At 63.7% G+C, this 16,503-nt stretch carries 11 protein-coding genes; 2 read left to right on the plus strand and 9 right to left on the minus strand.

The features are described 5' to 3' along the window. Positions 1-81: 81 nt before the first annotated feature. From rpsA to R2R70_RS08810, 8 genes are all read right to left on the minus strand, one after another. The gene (rpsA, locus tag R2R70_RS08775; protein ID WP_043331442.1) at positions 82-1,761 is read right to left on the minus strand and encodes a 30S ribosomal protein S1; all 1,680 of its coding nucleotides are present in this window, start codon (positions 1,759-1,761) and stop codon (positions 82-84) included. Positions 1,762-2,067: 306 nt separating this feature from the next. Further along, on the minus strand, positions 2,068-2,787 hold the full coding sequence (cmk, locus tag R2R70_RS08780) for a (d)CMP kinase (RefSeq protein ID WP_410977829.1): 720 nt from the start codon (positions 2,785-2,787) through the stop codon (positions 2,068-2,070). Next, positions 2,784-5,015: a bifunctional prephenate dehydrogenase/3-phosphoshikimate 1-carboxyvinyltransferase gene (locus tag R2R70_RS08785; RefSeq protein ID WP_131433164.1), complete on the minus strand. Its 2,232-nt coding sequence runs from the start codon at positions 5,013-5,015 to the stop codon at positions 2,784-2,786. The genes cmk and R2R70_RS08785 overlap by 4 nt, the downstream gene beginning before the upstream one ends. Positions 5,016-5,083: 68 nt before the next feature. Continuing rightward, positions 5,084-6,223: a prephenate dehydratase gene (pheA, locus tag R2R70_RS08790; RefSeq protein WP_131432589.1), complete on the minus strand. Its 1,140-nt coding sequence runs from the start codon at positions 6,221-6,223 to the stop codon at positions 5,084-5,086. A 13-nt stretch (positions 6,224-6,236) separates the two neighbouring features. Continuing rightward, positions 6,237-7,331 carry a 3-phosphoserine/phosphohydroxythreonine transaminase gene (serC, locus tag R2R70_RS08795; RefSeq protein ID WP_054555590.1) on the minus strand — a complete coding sequence of 365 codons (1,095 nt, stop codon included), beginning with the start codon at positions 7,329-7,331 and terminating at the stop codon, positions 6,237-6,239. A gap of 58 nt (positions 7,332-7,389) precedes the next feature. Further along, a complete protein-coding gene (gyrA, locus tag R2R70_RS08800) occupies positions 7,390-10,167 on the minus strand; it encodes a DNA gyrase subunit A (protein WP_107336168.1) in 2,778 nt (925 codons plus the stop codon). Between the two features lie 247 nt (positions 10,168-10,414). Next, on the minus strand, positions 10,415-10,945 hold the full coding sequence (locus R2R70_RS08805; RefSeq protein WP_410977830.1) for an acyl-CoA thioesterase: 531 nt from the start codon (positions 10,943-10,945) through the stop codon (positions 10,415-10,417). A gap of 131 nt (positions 10,946-11,076) precedes the next feature. Further along, positions 11,077-12,177, minus strand: coding sequence for a YHYH protein (locus R2R70_RS08810; protein ID WP_410977831.1), 1,101 nt, complete (start codon positions 12,175-12,177; stop codon positions 11,077-11,079). A 372-nt stretch (positions 12,178-12,549) separates the two neighbouring features. Here R2R70_RS08810 and R2R70_RS08815 point away from each other — a divergent pair, with 372 nt between their 5' ends. Continuing rightward, positions 12,550-13,470, plus strand: coding sequence for a recombination-associated protein RdgC (locus R2R70_RS08815; RefSeq protein ID WP_043331446.1), 921 nt, complete (start codon positions 12,550-12,552; stop codon positions 13,468-13,470). 62 nt (positions 13,471-13,532) lie between these two features. Then, entirely contained in the window at positions 13,533-14,801 is a 1,269-nt protein-coding gene (locus R2R70_RS08820; protein ID WP_052384259.1) for a 1-acyl-sn-glycerol-3-phosphate acyltransferase, read from the plus strand. A gap of 89 nt (positions 14,802-14,890) precedes the next feature. On the opposite strand, the gene R2R70_RS08825 is transcribed toward R2R70_RS08820, so the two are convergent. Next, positions 14,891-16,354 (minus strand): TrkH family potassium uptake protein, encoded by a 1,464-nt coding sequence (locus R2R70_RS08825; RefSeq protein ID WP_410977832.1) that lies wholly within the window; start codon positions 16,352-16,354, stop codon positions 14,891-14,893. Positions 16,355-16,503: the final 149 nt, after the last annotated feature.

Below are 16,503 nucleotides of genomic sequence, written 5' to 3' on the forward strand. Positions count from 1 at the left end.
CGCTGAGGTGACTACCAGAGGCATGTCACCTCAGCGTGGATCCGGACACCCCACCTCACGAGGAGGTGGAGTGTCTCGGGATCACTCCTGACCCAGCTGCTGCTTGATCAGATCACCGATGGTAGTCGGGCCGTTGCTCTCGACTTCCTGGGTACGCGGCTTGGCAGCATCGCGACGCGGTGCTTCAACCTGGTCCTTGGACTTGACGGACAGGTTGATCAGGCGGCTCTTGCGATCCACACCGACGATCTTGGCTTCGACAGCATCGCCGACGCTCAGGACGTTGCGTGCGTCTTCGACACGGTCAGCGCTGATTTCAGAAGCCTTCAGGATAGCGATGACGTCAGTCGCCAGCTCTACCTGAACTTCCTTGGCATCGATGTCGACAACACGACCGGACACGATAGCGCCCTTGTCGTTGACGGCCAGGTACTCGGAGACCGGATCGCTCTCGAGCTGCTTGACGCCCAGAGAGATGCGCTCACGTTCCGGATCGATGGACAGGATGACCGCTTCAGCTTCTTCGCCCTTCTTGTAACGACGCACGGCTTCTTCGCCAGCTTCGTTCCAGGAAATGTCGGAGAGGTGAACCAGGCCGTCGATGCCGCCTTCCAGACCGATGAAGATACCGAAGTCAGTGATTGACTTGATGGTACCGGAGACACGGTCGCCCTTGTTGTGCTTGCCGCTGAAGTCTTCCCACGGGTTGGTGGTGCACTGCTTGATACCCAGGGAGATACGACGACGCTCTTCGTCGATGTCCAGAATCATCACTTCCACGTCATCGCCGACATTGACGACCTTGGACGGGTGGATGTTCTTGTTGGTCCAATCCATTTCGGACACGTGGACCAGACCTTCGACGCCCTCTTCCAGCTCGGCGAAGCAGCCGTAGTCGGTGAGGTTGGTGACGCGTGCGTTGATCTTGGCGCCTTCCGGGTAGCGAGCCTTGATGTTGACCCACGGATCTTCGCCCAGCTGCTTGAGACCCAGAGACACACGGTTGCGCTCGCGGTCGAACTTCAGCACCTTGACATTGATCTCGTCGCCGACAGCAACGATCTCGGACGGATGCTTAATGCGCTTCCATGCCATGTCGGTGATGTGCAGCAGGCCGTCAACGCCGCCGAGGTCGACGAAGGCGCCGTAGTCGGTCAGGTTCTTGACGATACCCTGAATCTGCTGACCTTCCTGCAGAGTGGCCAGGAGGGCTTCACGCTCAGCGCTGTTCTCGGCTTCGAGGACGGCACGACGGGACACGACAACGTTGTTGCGCTTGGCGTCGAGCTTGATGACCTTGAAGTCCAGTTCCTTGTTCTCGAGGTGGGCGGTGTCGCGCACAGGGCGGACATCGACCAGAGAACCCGGCAGGAAGGCACGGATGGTGTTGATGTCGACGGTAAAGCCACCTTTGACCTTGCCGTTGATCACGCCCTTGACGATCTCGTCTTTCTCGAAGGCGGCTTCCAGCTCTTTCCACGCTTCGGCACGCTTGGCCTTCTCGCGGGACAGGCGGGTCTCACCGAAGCCATCTTCCACGGCTTCCAGTGCAACCATGACTTCGTCGCCGATGCTGATGGACAGCTGGCCACTTTCGTCACGGAACTGTTCAGACGGAATCTGACCTTCAGACTTCAGACCGGCATTGACAGTGATCCAGTCGCCATCGATATCCACGATGGTAGCGGACACGATTGCGCCCGGCTCCATGTTGATGTCCTGGAGTGACTGTTCAAATAAATCAGCAAAGCTCTCGCTCATGGTATTCCTACATGATCAACGTTTGGGGCGGCTTGCACCGCAGTCTCCGTACCACCAACAAGCACGGGCCATATCTACATATCCCCGGGGGCGTTGACGCTGGTTCGAGATACACCGGCTTTCCGCTTGCCGCCGATGCACCCCATGACACCTTGCCGGGGGGTTGATGACACCTCGGTGTCATCTGGGTTCTGCATCATCACTCGCGAAGCGAGCGAAACCCGCTGCTGCCCGACCCGGAGGTCGTATTGCAACAGCAGGCGATCAATCCGTTGTTCTGACGACTTACAGGCTGAGACTCGAGTCTCAGCGCGCCGCTACCAGGCCGTATTCGATCAGCAGCTGCTGGATGCGTTCGATCACCTGGTCGATGTCGAGATCCGTCGTATCGAGGATCACGCCGTCGTCTGCAGGCTTGAGCGGGGCGACTGCCCGGCCCATGTCACGCGCATCGCGCGCCTGTATTTCTGTCAAAAGGCTCGAAATATTAGCATCGACACCCGCTTCCTGCAACTGGGCATGACGACGACGCGCACGTTCCTCGGCGCTCGCCGTCAGGAAGATCTTGAGCGGCGCACCGGTGAAGACCACCGTGCCCATGTCGCGACCATCGGCCACCAGGCCCGGCGCACGCGCAAAGGCACGCTGGCGCGCCAGCAGTGCAGTCCGCACGCGCGGCTGGGCCGCGATGATGGAGGCATTGTTGCCGACCGACTCGAGACGGATGTCACGGGTGACGTCCTCGCCTTCCAGAATCACGCTGGTGGCGTCGCCTTCGGCGTCAAACTGCACATCGAGGTGCTCGGCGATGGTCGCCACGGCGTCCTCGTCTTCCAGCGCCACGCCATGACGCTCGGCGGCCAGTGCCGTCAGGCGATACAGCGCACCGGAATCCAGCAGATGCCAGCCCAGGCTCGCCGCGACCAGACGACTGATGGTGCCCTTGCCTGCCCCGCCGGGGCCATCAAGGGTCAACACCGGCGCGTCGCAGATCTGGCTGTGATGAGGTGTCGCTTCCCCGCTCATGAAGCCTCCTGGCCGGGTGCCACGGCACCGAGGTTCTCGACCTGCATGCCGACTTCAGCGGCCAGCGCCACGAAGTTCGGGAAGGAGGTCGCGACATTGGCGCAGTCGTCGATCAGGATCTCGCCCTGGGCGCGCAGCGCCGCGACACTGAAGGCCATCGCGATGCGGTGATCGCCGTGGCTGTCGACCAGACCGCCGCCGTAGGCGCCGCCGCGGATATCGATACCGTCCGCGACCACTTCGTGCTCGACGCCGATCTGCGCCAGACCATCCGCCATCACCTGGATGCGATCGGACTCCTTGACGCGCAGTTCCTCGGCGCCACGCAGACGGGTCATGCCCTCGGCATTGGCAGCGGCGATGAACAGTGCCGGGAATTCGTCGATGGCCAGCGGCACCTGGTCTTCCGGGATGTCGATGCCCTTGAGCGGCGCATAACGGATGTGCAGATCTGCCACCGGCTCGCCGCCGACTTCGCGCTCATTGGAGACGCTCAGGTCGGCACCCATCGCCTTGAGGATGTTGATCACGCCGATGCGCGTCGGGTTGATACCGACGTGCTCCAGCACCAGATCGGAGCCCGGCGTGATGGCCGCGGCGACCAGGAAGAAGGTCGCGGAGGAGATGTCGGCCGGCACGTCGATCGGGCAGGCTTCGAGGCTGCCGCCACCGTTCAGCCACGCCTCGGCGCCCTGACGCTCGACCTTGTAGCCGAAGCCATTGAGCATGCGCTCGGTGTGGTCACGCGTCGGCGCCGGCTCGATGGCACGCGTCTCGCCTTCGGCGTAGAGACCAGCCAGCAGCAGGCACGACTTGACCTGAGCGGACGCCATCGGCATCTCGTAACGGATGCCCTTGAGCGGCTGACCACCGTGGATACGCAGCGGCGGACGGCCGTTGTCTGCGGTATCGATCACCGCGCCCATCTCGCGCAGCGGATTGGCGACGCGGTCCATCGGACGCTTGGTCAGCGAGGCATCACCAGTCAGCTCGGTGTCGAAGGCCTGACCGGCCAGCAGACCGGCGAACAGGCGCATCGCGGTGCCGGAGTTGCCGACATACAGCGGGCCCGGCGGCTGCTTCAGGCCGTTGAGACCCACACCGTGAATGGTGACACGACCCTGATGCGGGCCTTCGATGACCACACCCATGTCGCGGAAGGCCTGCAGCGTGGCCAGGCTGTCTTCCCCTTCCAGGAAGCCTTCGACTTCGGTCACGCCGGTCGCCAATGCGCCCAGCATGATGGAGCGATGCGACATGGACTTGTCGCCCGGCACACGAATGCGCCCCTGAACCTGCCCACCCGGCAGTGCACGGTACCGCACGTTCTGCTGTTCCATGGTCTGATAACTCGTCTGTTTCAAGAGGGTATTGAAGTAGTGTCGGGCGTGGCTTGCGCGGGTGAATATCCCCAGCATCGCCTCACCATCGCCCGCGGTCACGGCAGCGCGCACCCGCGCTACCCCGGCCTCGAATTCATCCAACGCCTCCAGCACCGCATCGCGGTTGGCCAGATAGACGTCGCGCCACATCACCGGGTCACTGCCCGCGATGCGCGTAAAATCACGGAAACCGCCCGCCGCGTAGCGGAAGATCTCCAACCGCTCATCCTGGCGCGCCAGGCTGTCGACCAGCGAGAACGCCAGCAGGTGCGGCAGGTGGCTGGTGCGCGCCAGCACTTCGTCGTGGCGCGCCACGCTCATGCTCAGAAGCTGAGCGCCACATACCGACCACATGGCCGCCACGCGTGCCACGGCCTCGGCATCGCTGTCCGGCTCCGGCGTCAGGATCACCTTGTGATCGCGATAGAGCTCGGGATTGGACGCCGCGACACCGCTCTTCTCGGACCCGGCGATCGGGTGACCGAGCACCAGATTCGGCGGCATGCGACCGAAGACGCCGAGCGCCGCATCGCGGATCGCGCCCTTGGTGCTGCCGACATCGGTGATGACGGCGTCATCATCCAGCAACGGCGCCAGTTCGGCCATCACACTCTGCATCGCCATCACCGGCACGCACAGCACGATCAGCGAGGCACCCGGTACCAGCGCCGCCAGTTGCGTGCTGCCACCGTCGATCAGCCCCATGCGCTGGCCGAGGCAGATCTCGTTGGAGTCACGATCACAGGCGAGAATCTCGCCGCGATGGCCCGCCGCGCGCAATGCCGCCGCCAGCGAGCCACCGATCAAGCCCAGCCCGACCAGCAGGATACGCCGCTCGCCGGCCAGACGCTCCGCTGACGGCAGCGAGGACAGCAGGTCTGACGACGCAGCATGGCGCGTGTGGTCAACCTCGCTCACAGCACACCGACCGGGTAGGACCCGAGTACCTTGACGTCCGCCGCGCACTGGCGCAGCTCTTCCAGCGTCGCCGTGATGAGCGGGTCATCACGGTGGCCACGGAAGTCGATGAAGAAGACATAGTTCCAGGCACCGGAGCGTGACGGACGCGTCTCGACGCGGGTCAGGTCGATCTGGTGACGGTGGAACGGCGCCAGCAGGTCGTGCAGTGCCCCCGGCTGGTTGCGCATCGCCACCACGATGGAGGTCTTGTCATCGCCGGACGCCGGCACCGAGCTGTCACCGATGATCAGGAAGCGCGTCGAGTTGTCGGGGCTGTCCTCGATCTTCTCCTCGACCTTCTCCAGCTCATAGAGCTTGGCCGCCATGTCACCGGCAATCGCCGCACTGTGCCACTCGGTGCGCACCTGACGCGCGGCCTCGGCATTCGAGGACACCGCGATGCGCTCGGCGTGCGGGAAGTGGGCATCCAGCCACTTGCGGCACTGGGCCAGCGACTGGGCGTGGGAATAGATGCGCGAGATCTTCTCGCGACGCGTATTCGGGCCCACCAGCAGATGGTGGTGAATGCGCAGCACCACTTCGCCGGAGATCTTGAGCTGCGAGCCCATGAACGAATCCAGAGTGTGGTTGATGACGCCCTCGGTGGAGTTCTCCACCGGCACCACACCGTACTGCACCGCGCCCGCCTCCACTTCGCGGAACACCTCGTCGATGGCGGCCATCGGCTTGGTCACGGCGCTGTCACCGAAGTGCTTGAGCGCGGCCTGCTGGGTGAAGGTGCCTTCCGGGCCGAGATAGGCCAGGCGGATCGGCTGTTCCAGCGCCAGACAGGCGGACATGATCTCGCGGAACAGACGCGCCATCTCCTCGCCTTTCAGCGGGCCGGGGTTGTTGGCCATGATGCGGCGCAACACCTGGGCTTCGCGCTCCGGGCGGTAGAACTGCACCTGGCCATCCTCGCCCACGTCACCGGCCGCCAGCTTGACCTCGGCGACCTGCTGCGCGCAGCCCGCGCGCTCGCTGATCAGGTTCAGCAGCTCATTGTCGATGGCGTCGATGCGCTGACGCAGATCATCCAGCGTCACCGCCTTGCCCGCCGCCTGCGACGCAGGGCTCTCCTTGGAATCCGACATCTCACCTCCTCCCTTAGCCGTGACGGCGCGCGAAGTCGCCCATGAAGTCCACCAGCGCAGTGACGGCAGCTTCCGGCACGGCGTTGTAGAGGCTGGCACGCATGCCACCGACGCTGCGGTGACCGGCCAGATTCAAGAGACCCGCCGCTTCGGACTCGGCGAGGAAGGTCTTGTCGAGACGGTCATCGGCCAGCACGAACGGCACGTTCATGCGTGAACGGTTCTCGGTCACGATCGGGTTGGAATAGAAGTCGCTGCCATCGATGGCCGCGTAGAGCGCCTGCGCCTTGCGATCATTGATCGCGTTCATGGCGGCGAGGCCACCGACCTCGTCCTTGAGCCACTCGAACACCAGCCCGGAGAGATACCAGGCGTAGGTCGGCGGCGTGTTGAACATGGAGTTGGCCTCGGCGGCCGTCTTCCAGTTCAGCATGGTCGGGCAGTCCTTGCGGGCGCGATCGAGCAGGTCTTCGCGCACGATGACCAGCGTCAGACCCGCCGGACCGATGTTCTTCTGGGCACCGGCATAGATGACGCCGAAACGGCTGACATCCAGCGGGCCAGACAGGATGGAAGACGACATGTCACAAACCAGCGGCACGCCATCCGCTGCCACCTCGGGGATATAGTCGAACTCGAGGCCGCCGATGGTCTCGTTGGCGGTGTAGTGCAGGTAGCCCACATCGCCCGAGAGCTGGATCGCGTTCTGGCGCGGCACGGCGATCAGGCCATTGCTCTCGCTGGAGGCCGCCACGTGGCTGCCCACCGCCAGATGCTCGGCTTCCTTGATCGCCTTCTTGCCCCAGATACCGGTATACAGATAGTTGGCACTGCCACCCGCACCCAGCAGGTTCAGCGGCACACCCGCAAACTGGGTCGAGGCGCCACCCTGCATGAACAACACGCGATAGTTGGACGGAATCTCGAGCAGTTCGCGCAGGTCCGCCTCGGCCTTCTCGGCGATGGCCACGAATTCGTCGGAGCGATGACTCATCTCCATGACGGACAGTCCTCGGCCCTGATAATCCAGCATCTCGGCGCGGGCGCGCTCCAGGACAGCGGTCGGCAGTGCAGCAGGACCGGCGCAGAAGTTGAACTTGCGTGTCATGTCGTCTTATTTCCCGAAAGTGAAGCGACCGCCCCGAAGGCGGTCGCAATCCAGCGTCTTATTCCGCGTCTGTCGGCGGGGTATCCGTCGACTCGGCGTCATCTCCCGCCTGCACCTGTTCGTCGGTGCTCAGCGCCTCTTCGTCCAGCTCATCCTGCACCACGACGACCTCTTCCGGCTCGTCGACACGCACCGTCGTGACCAGACGCTCCTCTTCCGCGGTGCGGATCAAGGTCACGCCCTGGGTGTTGCGCGAGGTGGTGGACACCTCGGCGACGCGGGTACGTACCAGGGTGCCGCGGTCGGTGATCAGCATCAGTTCATCGTTGTCGCTGACCTGCACCGCGCTGACCAGATCACCGTTGCGCTCGCTGGTCTGCATCGCGATCACGCCCTGGCCACCACGGCCACGCAGCGGGAACTCTTCCAGACGCGTGCGCTTGCCGAAGCCATTGGCGGACGCGGTCAGGATGTAGCACTGCGGCACCTCACCGCTGGCGACACTGTCTTCCGTCGCGCCCTCGGTGGTCGCCACATCAGCGCTCTCGATGCCTTCTGCCGTCGCATCCGCGGCGTCATCGACCTCGATCTCGTTGTCATCGATCGCGGTGGTGCGCGGAATGATCAGACTGATGACCTGTGCATCGTCGAGCAGACGCATGCCGCGTACACCACGGGCGGTACGGCCCATCACGCGCACGTTCTGCTCTTCGAAGCGGATCGCCTTGCCGTTGGAGGACACCAGCATGACGTGGTCGGAGCCGGACGTGATGTCGGCACCGATCAGACGGTCACCTTCCTCGATGTCCAGCGCGATCAGACCGACACTGCGCGGACGCGAGAACTGGCTCAGCGCGGTGCGCTTGACCGTGCCGTTGGCGGTGGCGAAGAAGATGTAGCTGTCGGCGGCGTAATCGCGCACCGGCAGGATGGTGGTGACCCACTCGCCGTCGTCCAGCGGAATCAGGTTGACCAGCGGCTTGCCGCGCGAGCCACGTGACGCCTGCGGCATCTCGTAGACCTTGAGCCAGTACACCTTGCCCTTGTTGGAGAACAGCAGCACGGTGTCGTGGGTCGAGGCGACCAGCAGGTGCTCGATGACATCCTCGTCCTTCATCGAGGTGGCGGACTTGCCGCGGCCACCACGCTTCTGGGCCTGGTAGTCAGACAGCGGCTGGGTCTTGGCATAGCCGCTGCGCGAGACCGTCACCACCATGTCTTCCTCGTTGATGAGGTCTTCGATGGTCAGGTCACGACGGCTGGTCATGATCTCGGTGCGGCGCTCATCTGCGTACTGGGCGCGCACTTCGCGCAGCTCTTCGCGGATGACTTCCATCAGGCGGTCGGCAGAGGACAGGATCTCCATCAGCTCGGCGATGCGCTCGAGGATGGAGGAGTACTCGGCCAGCAGCTTCTCGGTCTCGAGACCGGTCAGGCGATGCAGACGCAGCTCGAGGATGGCCTGAGCCTGGGCCGGCGACAGACGGTAGTGCTTGGCGTCTTCAGACAGGCCCAGACCTTCCGGCAGATCTTCCGGACGGCAGGAAGTGGCACCGGCGCGCTCGAGCATCTCGACCACCTGACCCGGCTGCCATTCGCGATCGATCAGCTTTTCCTTGGCTTCCGCCGCGCTCGGCGAGCCCTTGATCAGCTCGATCACCTCATCGATGTTCGAGATCGCCACCGCCAGACCTTCAAGAATGTGGCCACGTTCACGCGCCTTCTTGAGTTCGAACAGGGTACGACGGGTAACGACTTCACGACGGTGACGCACGAAGGATTCCAGAATCTGCTTGAGATTCAGGATCTTCGGCTGACCTTCGTGCAGCGCGACCATGTTGATGCCGAACACGGTCTCAAGCTGGGTCTGGGAGAAGAGGTTGTTGACGACCACTTCACCGGACTCGCCACGCTTGGTCTCGATGACCACGCGCAGACCGTCCTTGTCGGACTCGTCACGCAGCTCGGCGATGCCCTCGATCTTCTTGTCCTTGACCAGTTCGGCGATCTTCTCGATCAGACGCGCCTTGTTCACCTGGTAGGGAAGCTCGGTGATGATGATGTGATCACGGCCGTTCTTGTCGTTGTGCTCGATGGTATGCACGGCACGCACGTAGATACGACCACGACCGGTGCGGTAGGCATCAAGGATGCCGGCACGGCCGTTGATGATACCGGCGGTCGGGAAGTCCGGCCCCGGAATGAATTCCATCAGCTCATCGATGGTCAGATCGCCGTTGTCGATCAGCGCCAGACAGCCGTCGATGACCTCGCCCATGTTGTGGGGCGGAATGTTGGTGGCCATGCCCACGGCGATACCGGAGGAGCCATTGACCAGCAGGTTCGGGGTCTTGGTCGGCAGCACGGCAGGAATGCGCTCGGTGCCGTCATAGTTGTCGACCCAATCGACGGTGTCCTTCTCGAGGTCGGCCAGCAGCTCGTGCGCCAGGCGCGCCATGCGCACCTCGGTGTAACGCATCGCCGCGGCGCTGTCGCCATCGATGGAACCGAAGTTGCCCTGACCATCCACCAGCACATAACGCATGGAGAAGTGCTGGGCCATGCGGACGATGGTGTCGTAGACCGCACTGTCACCGTGCGGGTGGTATTTACCGATCACATCGCCGACGACACGGGCAGATTTCTTGTAGGCCTTGTTCCAGTCATTGTTCAGCTCGTGCATCGCGAACAGTACGCGACGGTGAACCGGTTTGAGGCCATCGCGAACATCCGGCAAGGCACGCCCGATGATGACGCTCATCGCGTAATCGAGATACGACTGCTTGAGCTCGTCCTCGATGTTGACTGGCAGTATCTCTCTGGCGATCTCACCCATGATTCGTCAAATCCTTGAACTCAACTGTTGGCGCCACTGCAGCAACGACGCATGCTCCGTCGGTACTGCAGCGCGGCAGTGGCGTGAAGCAGACACGGGGTGCCAGCTCCGCGGCACCGAAGTGGCGGCATTATATCACTTGCGAGCGCGCCTAGCAGCTCACACGACGCCGCAAGGACACCTCAGTACGGTAGTACGGCCGTCAATATGCGCGGCCTGCTGGCTCATGCCTCGCCGCTGAGGGCGATCAGGCCGTTTCTTCACTGACCAACGCGCCCAGCAGCACGCCGATCTCGCCGTCCAGCGGCATGGCGCGACCGGTGTCGGTATTCATCAGCACGAAGGTGAAGTCGGCCCTGGAGACCAGCGCCCCGGAACGCGGATGCACCTCGCCCATGCGCCGCTCGCCCAGATGGATCTCCTGGCGCATGATCATCTTGCGGCGCCCGAGCTCTGACAGCCGCGTGGTGATGACCAGCTCATCATGCACGGTGGCGGGATAGTGCCAATCCAGGTTGAGGTTGACCGCCACCATCGCGATGCCTTCGCGCTTGAGCGCGGCCAGATCGAGATGCGCGAGCATGAACTCCCAGCGCCCTTCCTCATAGAACTCCAGATAGCGGGCATTGTTGACGTGCCCATAGCCATCCAGATGGTAGCCACGCACCGTCAGGGTCGTGCGACTGACGACGCCTGTGCGATTGCCGACGTCTGTGTGAGTGCCGACGTCTGTGTGAGTGCCGTCCGCTGCCTGCGGTGGATTGCTGTCGTGTTGCATCCCTGCCTCCCGTCCGTGAAACGATCGCGCCGTGTGGCCATCGTCAGCTGATCTTATGCCGGTGACGGACAGAAAAACAAACGCTTGGCTGAATGATGGCAACTACCCTGCTCGCCATCCCGGCAAGGCGGCTACTCGCCGGGCGGACCCTGCGGTGGCCTCTCGCCGCCCTCCTCGTCGAGGAAGTGCCCCTTCTCGCCCATGAAGCAGCCGAAGATCTGGTTAACCCCCGGCGCGGAGGCGTGATAGTGATAGCCACGCACCGGGTCCGTCTCGCCGCCACACTCATCCAGGTCAGCGGGGATGTTGCCGTCCTTGTCCTCTCTGACATAGATGGCATAGCCATCAAGCGCATAGCCGATCATCGGCGAATGGCCATCTTCCTGAATGCCGATCTCGGAGCAGCCAGTGGCGGTGTGATAGTGATAGCCCTCATGCGGATTGGCATGCGCGCCACAATCATCGAGCACCCCCAGGGTGTGAGAGCTCAGGATCAGCTCCAGCGGCGCCGGCGGGCCGAACAGCACACCATTGAGCGCCACGCCGGTATTGGAGCGGCCGGCAAGCGAGGTCGGCTCGGCGGCCGGTACCGGCACCTTGGGGATCACGACAGTCTTCTCGATGCCACCGCCCAGCTCATCCAGCGGACACTCGAGACAGAAGTTGTCGAAGCCCTCGATGGTGTTCGGGTTCCCCGCCACCTCACAGCCACGTGCGCCATCGATCACGGTGATCTCACCCGTGTTGACGTCGTACATCTGCCACTCCTTGTCCTTGTAGAGAGTGGCCAGATTCTTGATGAACTCGCCGTCCACCTGATAGAGGGCGCCCTCGCCATCCATCCAGGTGCCGCCTTCCTCCTCACCGGAGTGGATATTGGGCGGGCAGAAAGGCCCCTCCGGCGAGGTTTGCGGGTCCGCGGGCGCACCGGCCACACGGAACTGATAGCAGGTCGTCTGCGTGCCGCCACTCAGGGTGCAGTCGACGGTCTCGACCTCACCGACGATCGCGCCGTCGGCAAATATCTCAGGCTCCAGCCCGAGGGCCGCCGGCCCGGATTCGCCGTCAGCGGCTGCCTCTTTGGTGACCGTTGCACTGGTCTCGGCCGCGCTGGCCGTCTTGTCGTGGGCGTCATGCTCCCCGCTGCAGCCGAACAGCAGCAGGGTCAGCGCCGCCAGCGTCAGTGGTCGTGCCCGTTTCAGCGCGCTCGCGCCTGAAGCTCTGCTCTTCACAAAAGCCTCCACAACCGTCTCCTCAGCAGTCTCCACAACAACGTCGTCGATCACTCTGCCGCCCTCCGCGTCTCAAGTCTGATGGTCGATGCCTGCGGGTCGATGCCTGCTGATCGATATCTACTGGTCGATGCCTGCTGATCGATATCTGTCGGTCGATACCGCAAACCGCCAGACCGCGCACCGCCAGGGCGACTCAAGACTAGCGCCACAGCGTGCACACAGTATGTCTTTGTGCTCGCGCGAGATGGTCGGCAACCGCAGTGTGACGCAGGGTCACGTCCACGGCGGATGACCCGCCGCATGAGTTTCGCCATAATATGCGCCATTCAGACGGGCAGCCCCCGTTCACCGGACTCAAGGACTGGTCGCATGTGGTTCAAGAACCTGCAACTGTATCGCCTGCACGATAGCGCACCGCTGGAAGAGGGTCGTCTCGCCGACGCCCTGCCGGAGCATGTCTTCCGCCCGGTCACCGGCGTCGAAGCCAAGCGCATCGGCTGGGTCGCACCTGGCGGTCGCAACAGCGACCTGCTGGTGCACGAGATTCAGGGCCATTTCCTGATCAGCGCCCTGCGCCAGGAGCGCGTACTGCCCTCCGCCGTGGTCAAGGAAGAACTCGAGGAGCGCGTGGCCGAGCGCGAGACCGCCGAAGGCCGCCCGCTGCGTCGCCGCGAGAAGCTGACCCTCAAGGAGCAGATCTACGAGGAGCTGCTGCCGCGCGCCTTCACGCGCTCCTCGCGCACCGACCTGTGGTGGGACAGCCGGCGCGGCCTGATCGCCGTCAACGCCTCGAATGCCAAGCGCGCCGAGGAAGTGCTGGACCTGCTGCGTCAGACACTGGGCACGCTCAAGGTCACGCCACTGGCCGTCGCGCAGCCGCCTTCCCAGGTGATGACCACCTGGCTGAAGGATGTCAGCTCGCGCCCGGAAGACCTGATCGTCGGTGATCAGGTCGAACTCAAGGCGCCGGGTGGCGAGGATGGCGTGCTGCGTGCGCGCCAGTTCGACCTCGACGGCGAGGAAATCCAGACGGCGCTGAATCTGGGCCGCGTGGTCAGCAAGCTGGCGCTGGAAGTCGATGGCCGCGTCGCGCTGGTGCTCGGTGAGGACATGGCGCTCAAGAGCCTCAAGTTCGCCGATGCCGTGGTCGATGAAGCCAACGCCCAGGATGACGGCGAAGACCCCATCCTGCGTCTGGAGACCGACTTCGCGCTGATGGCCCAGGTGCTGTCCGGCGTGATAGAGCAGATGACCGCCTGGCTGGGTGGTGAAGCCCAGCCCGCCAGCTGAGCCTTGGGCCCGCTGCCGACCTTCTCTTTTTTCAGAATGACAAACCCGGATGACGTGCGTCGATGACTGACACTGCAACACCCAAGCCTGCCACGACCAGCGAACAGGACCCGTTCGCCGATATTCGCCCCTACCACGACGACGAGGTAGCGGAGGTGCTGGTACGCCTGGAGCAGGACCGCGAGCTGCTCGACACCCTGACTCGCTTCCGCCTGCCGGGCCTGACCCAGCGTTTCCCGTGGCTGGCACGCCAGATCGCGCGCCTGGCCATCAAGCGCGAGATGATTGGCGTCAAGGATGTTGCCAGTTTCCAGAGCCGCATCGCCGTCTACATGGCGCGCATGATCCACACCACCACCACCAGCTTCGAGACGGTGGGACTGGAGCGCCTGTCGCCGGACACGCCGTACCTGTTCCTGTCCAACCATCGCGACATCTCGCTGGACCCGGCCTTCGTCAACTACGCCCTCTATCGTCACGGGCGTGACACGGTGCGCATCGCCATCGGTGACAACCTGCTGCAGAAGCCCTTCGTCACCGACCTGATGCGCCTCAACAAGAGCTTCATCGTGCCGCGCTCCGCCAAGGGCAAGCGCGCGATGCTGGCCGCCTACCAGTCGCTGTCGGGCTATATCCGCCACTCGCTGACCCACGACCAGCATTCCATCTGGCTGGCCCAGCGTGAAGGGCGCGCCAAGGATGGCCGTGACGGCACCGAGAGCGCCATCATCAAGATGCTGACCATGGCGGCGCGCACCGCCGACAAGACGCGTCCGTTCAGCGAGGCGGTCAGCGAGCTCAACATCGTGCCGGTGTCGATCAGCTACGAGTTCGACCCCTGTGACCTGCAGAAGGCGCGTGAGCTGGCGGCCGTCGCCAATGAAGGCCGTTACGAGAAGGTGCAGTACGAGGACATCAAGTCCATCGCGGCGGGCATCAGCGGCCACAAGGGGCGCGTCAAGCTGGTGTTCGGCGAGCCGCTCAAGGGCGACTTCGAGACCCCGGAAGACGTGGTGAAGGAAGTCGACCGTCAGGTGCTGGCCTACTACACCCTCTATCCGAGCCATCAGCTGGCACTCGAGAAGCTGGCCGCCAGCCGCCCGCAGCTGCGTGAGGAGCCGCGTCTGGCCTCGGCGCTGGATGTCTCGGCCATCAGCGGTGCCGAGCGCGCCACCTTCGAGAACCGCCTCGCAGAGGTGCCCGCAGAGCTCAAGGACTGGTGGCTGGTGCAATACGCCAACCCGATCCTCAATCGCGAAGGGCTCTCCATCGATCTCGATGAAAAGCTCGATGCCGCCGAGGCGACGGACGGCGAGAAGGTCGCGCAGTAAGACGGCGCAAGCCACATAGCCCCCGCGCTTGGCACAACCAAAGCCACGAAAAAGCCACCGTCAATCGACGGTGGCTTTTTCGTGGGCCGCTACTTGCGCCAGAAGCTGGGCGAGAACAGCACCAGCACGGTCAATATCTCGAGACGCCCCATCAGCATGCCGATGCACAGCAACCACTTGGCACTGTCCGGCAGGCTCGAGAAGTTGCCCGCCGGACCGATGATCTCGCCCAGTCCCGGGCCGACGTTGGTGACGGCCGTGGCGGCGCCGGTCACCGCAGTGATCAGGTCCAGCCCGATGAACGACAGCGCCAGCGCCAGGCCACCGATGGTGATGAAGAAGAAGAACGAGAAGGCGATCACGGCGCGCACCACCTCATCGGGCAGCGCGCGGCCGTTGTAGCGCTGCGAGAAGACCCCATTGGCATGGATCAACGAGCGCAGATGGTTGCCGAGCATGATCAGCCCGATCTGCAGGCGGAAGATCTTCATGCCGCCGCTGGTCGAGCCGCTGCAGCCGCCGACGAAGGTCAGATAGAAGAAGGCCACCACCGCAAAGGGCCCCCAGGCACTGTAGTCGTCGCTGGCGTAGCCGGTGGTGGTCACCACCGAGATGACATTGAAGGTCACCTGGGTCAGCGCCGTGAAGATGGCCTCGCCATTGACGACGCGATACAGCGTCAGCAAGGCGATCACCCACCCCAGCAGACGCAGGAAGCCGCGCACCTGGGCATCACGCCACAAGACACCGGCCTGGTCCTGCCAGGCACGGATGAACAGCACGAAGGGCAGCGCCCCCAGCAACATGAAAGCCGACGCCATCCACAGCAGATAGGGTCGGTCGGAATAGACGCCCATCGAGCTGTCGTAATTGGAGAAACCGCCGGTGGCCAGCGACGTCATGCCATGCACCAGCGCATCCAGCCAGTGCATGCCGCCCAGCCAGTAACAGACGATGGCCAGCAACGTCAGCCCGACGTAGACCAACCCGATGGCCTTGGCCACGCCACCGGCACGCGGCAGCACCTTGTCGGACCAGTCCGAGGATTCGGTCTGGAACAGGCGCATGCCGCCGACCTTCAGAAACGGCAGGATCGCGATCGCCATCACGATGATGCCGATGCCGCCGACCCACTGCATCAGGCCGCGCCACAGCTTGAGGCCATCCGAGAGTCCTTCGATGTCAGACAGCACGGTCGAGCCGGTGGTGGTGATCGCCGACACCGATTCGAACACGGCATCGGTCACGCCCAGGTGGGTCGCACCGAAGATCAACGGCAGGCTCGAGTAGGCCGACACCAGCACCCAGCTCAGCGTCGTCAGCACGAACATCGCACGCGGCTTGAGCTGCAGCTCCACCTTGCGCGAGACCGTCAGCATGATGGCCGCCGAGCCGAGCGTGATGCCCAGCGAGATCAGGAAGGCGCTGGCATCCGCATCCGCTTCACCGAGCAACACCAGCAAGGGCGCCAGCATCATCAAGGCCACCACGCACAGCAGCAGGCCGAGTACCCGGATGACCGGCAACCACTCCGAGAGCGAAAGAAGGCGCATCAGCGCCTGCGAGTGCGCTCGGGTAGCCTGCCCTGCGCGAGCCCGTCTACGCAGCAGGTCCCGCAAGCCACCCTTCATGCCACCGACCTGTTGATGACCGTCATCATTGTGCGTCCTCAGCGTTTTACCCCATGACGCCCCGGGCGCCA

This window comes from Cobetia sp. SIMBA_158, from assembly GCF_046566945.1.
GTDB lineage: Bacteria > Pseudomonadota > Gammaproteobacteria > Pseudomonadales > Halomonadaceae > Cobetia > Cobetia amphilecti.

Bases quoted from the DNA above. Each gene is read 5' to 3' on its own strand.
- rpsA (WP_043331442.1), bottom strand. From the start codon at position 1,761: ATGAGCGAGAGCTTTGCTGATTTATTTGAACAGTCACTCCAGGACATC.
- cmk (WP_410977829.1), bottom strand. From the start codon at position 2,787: ATGAGCGGGGAAGCGACACCTCATCACAGCCAGATCTGCGACGCGCCG.
- pheA (WP_131432589.1), bottom strand. From the start codon at position 6,223: ATGTCGGATTCCAAGGAGAGCCCTGCGTCGCAGGCGGCGGGCAAGGCG.
- serC (WP_054555590.1), bottom strand. From the start codon at position 7,331: ATGACACGCAAGTTCAACTTCTGCGCCGGTCCTGCTGCACTGCCGACC.
- gyrA (WP_107336168.1), bottom strand. From the start codon at position 10,167: ATGGGTGAGATCGCCAGAGAGATACTGCCAGTCAACATCGAGGACGAG.
- R2R70_RS08805 (WP_410977830.1), bottom strand. From the start codon at position 10,945: ATGCAACACGACAGCAATCCACCGCAGGCAGCGGACGGCACTCACACA.
- R2R70_RS08815 (WP_043331446.1), top strand. From the start codon at position 12,550: ATGTGGTTCAAGAACCTGCAACTGTATCGCCTGCACGATAGCGCACCG.
- R2R70_RS08820 (WP_052384259.1), top strand. From the start codon at position 13,533: ATGACTGACACTGCAACACCCAAGCCTGCCACGACCAGCGAACAGGAC.
- R2R70_RS08825 (WP_410977832.1), bottom strand. From the start codon at position 16,354: ATGCGCCTTCTTTCGCTCTCGGAGTGGTTGCCGGTCATCCGGGTACTC.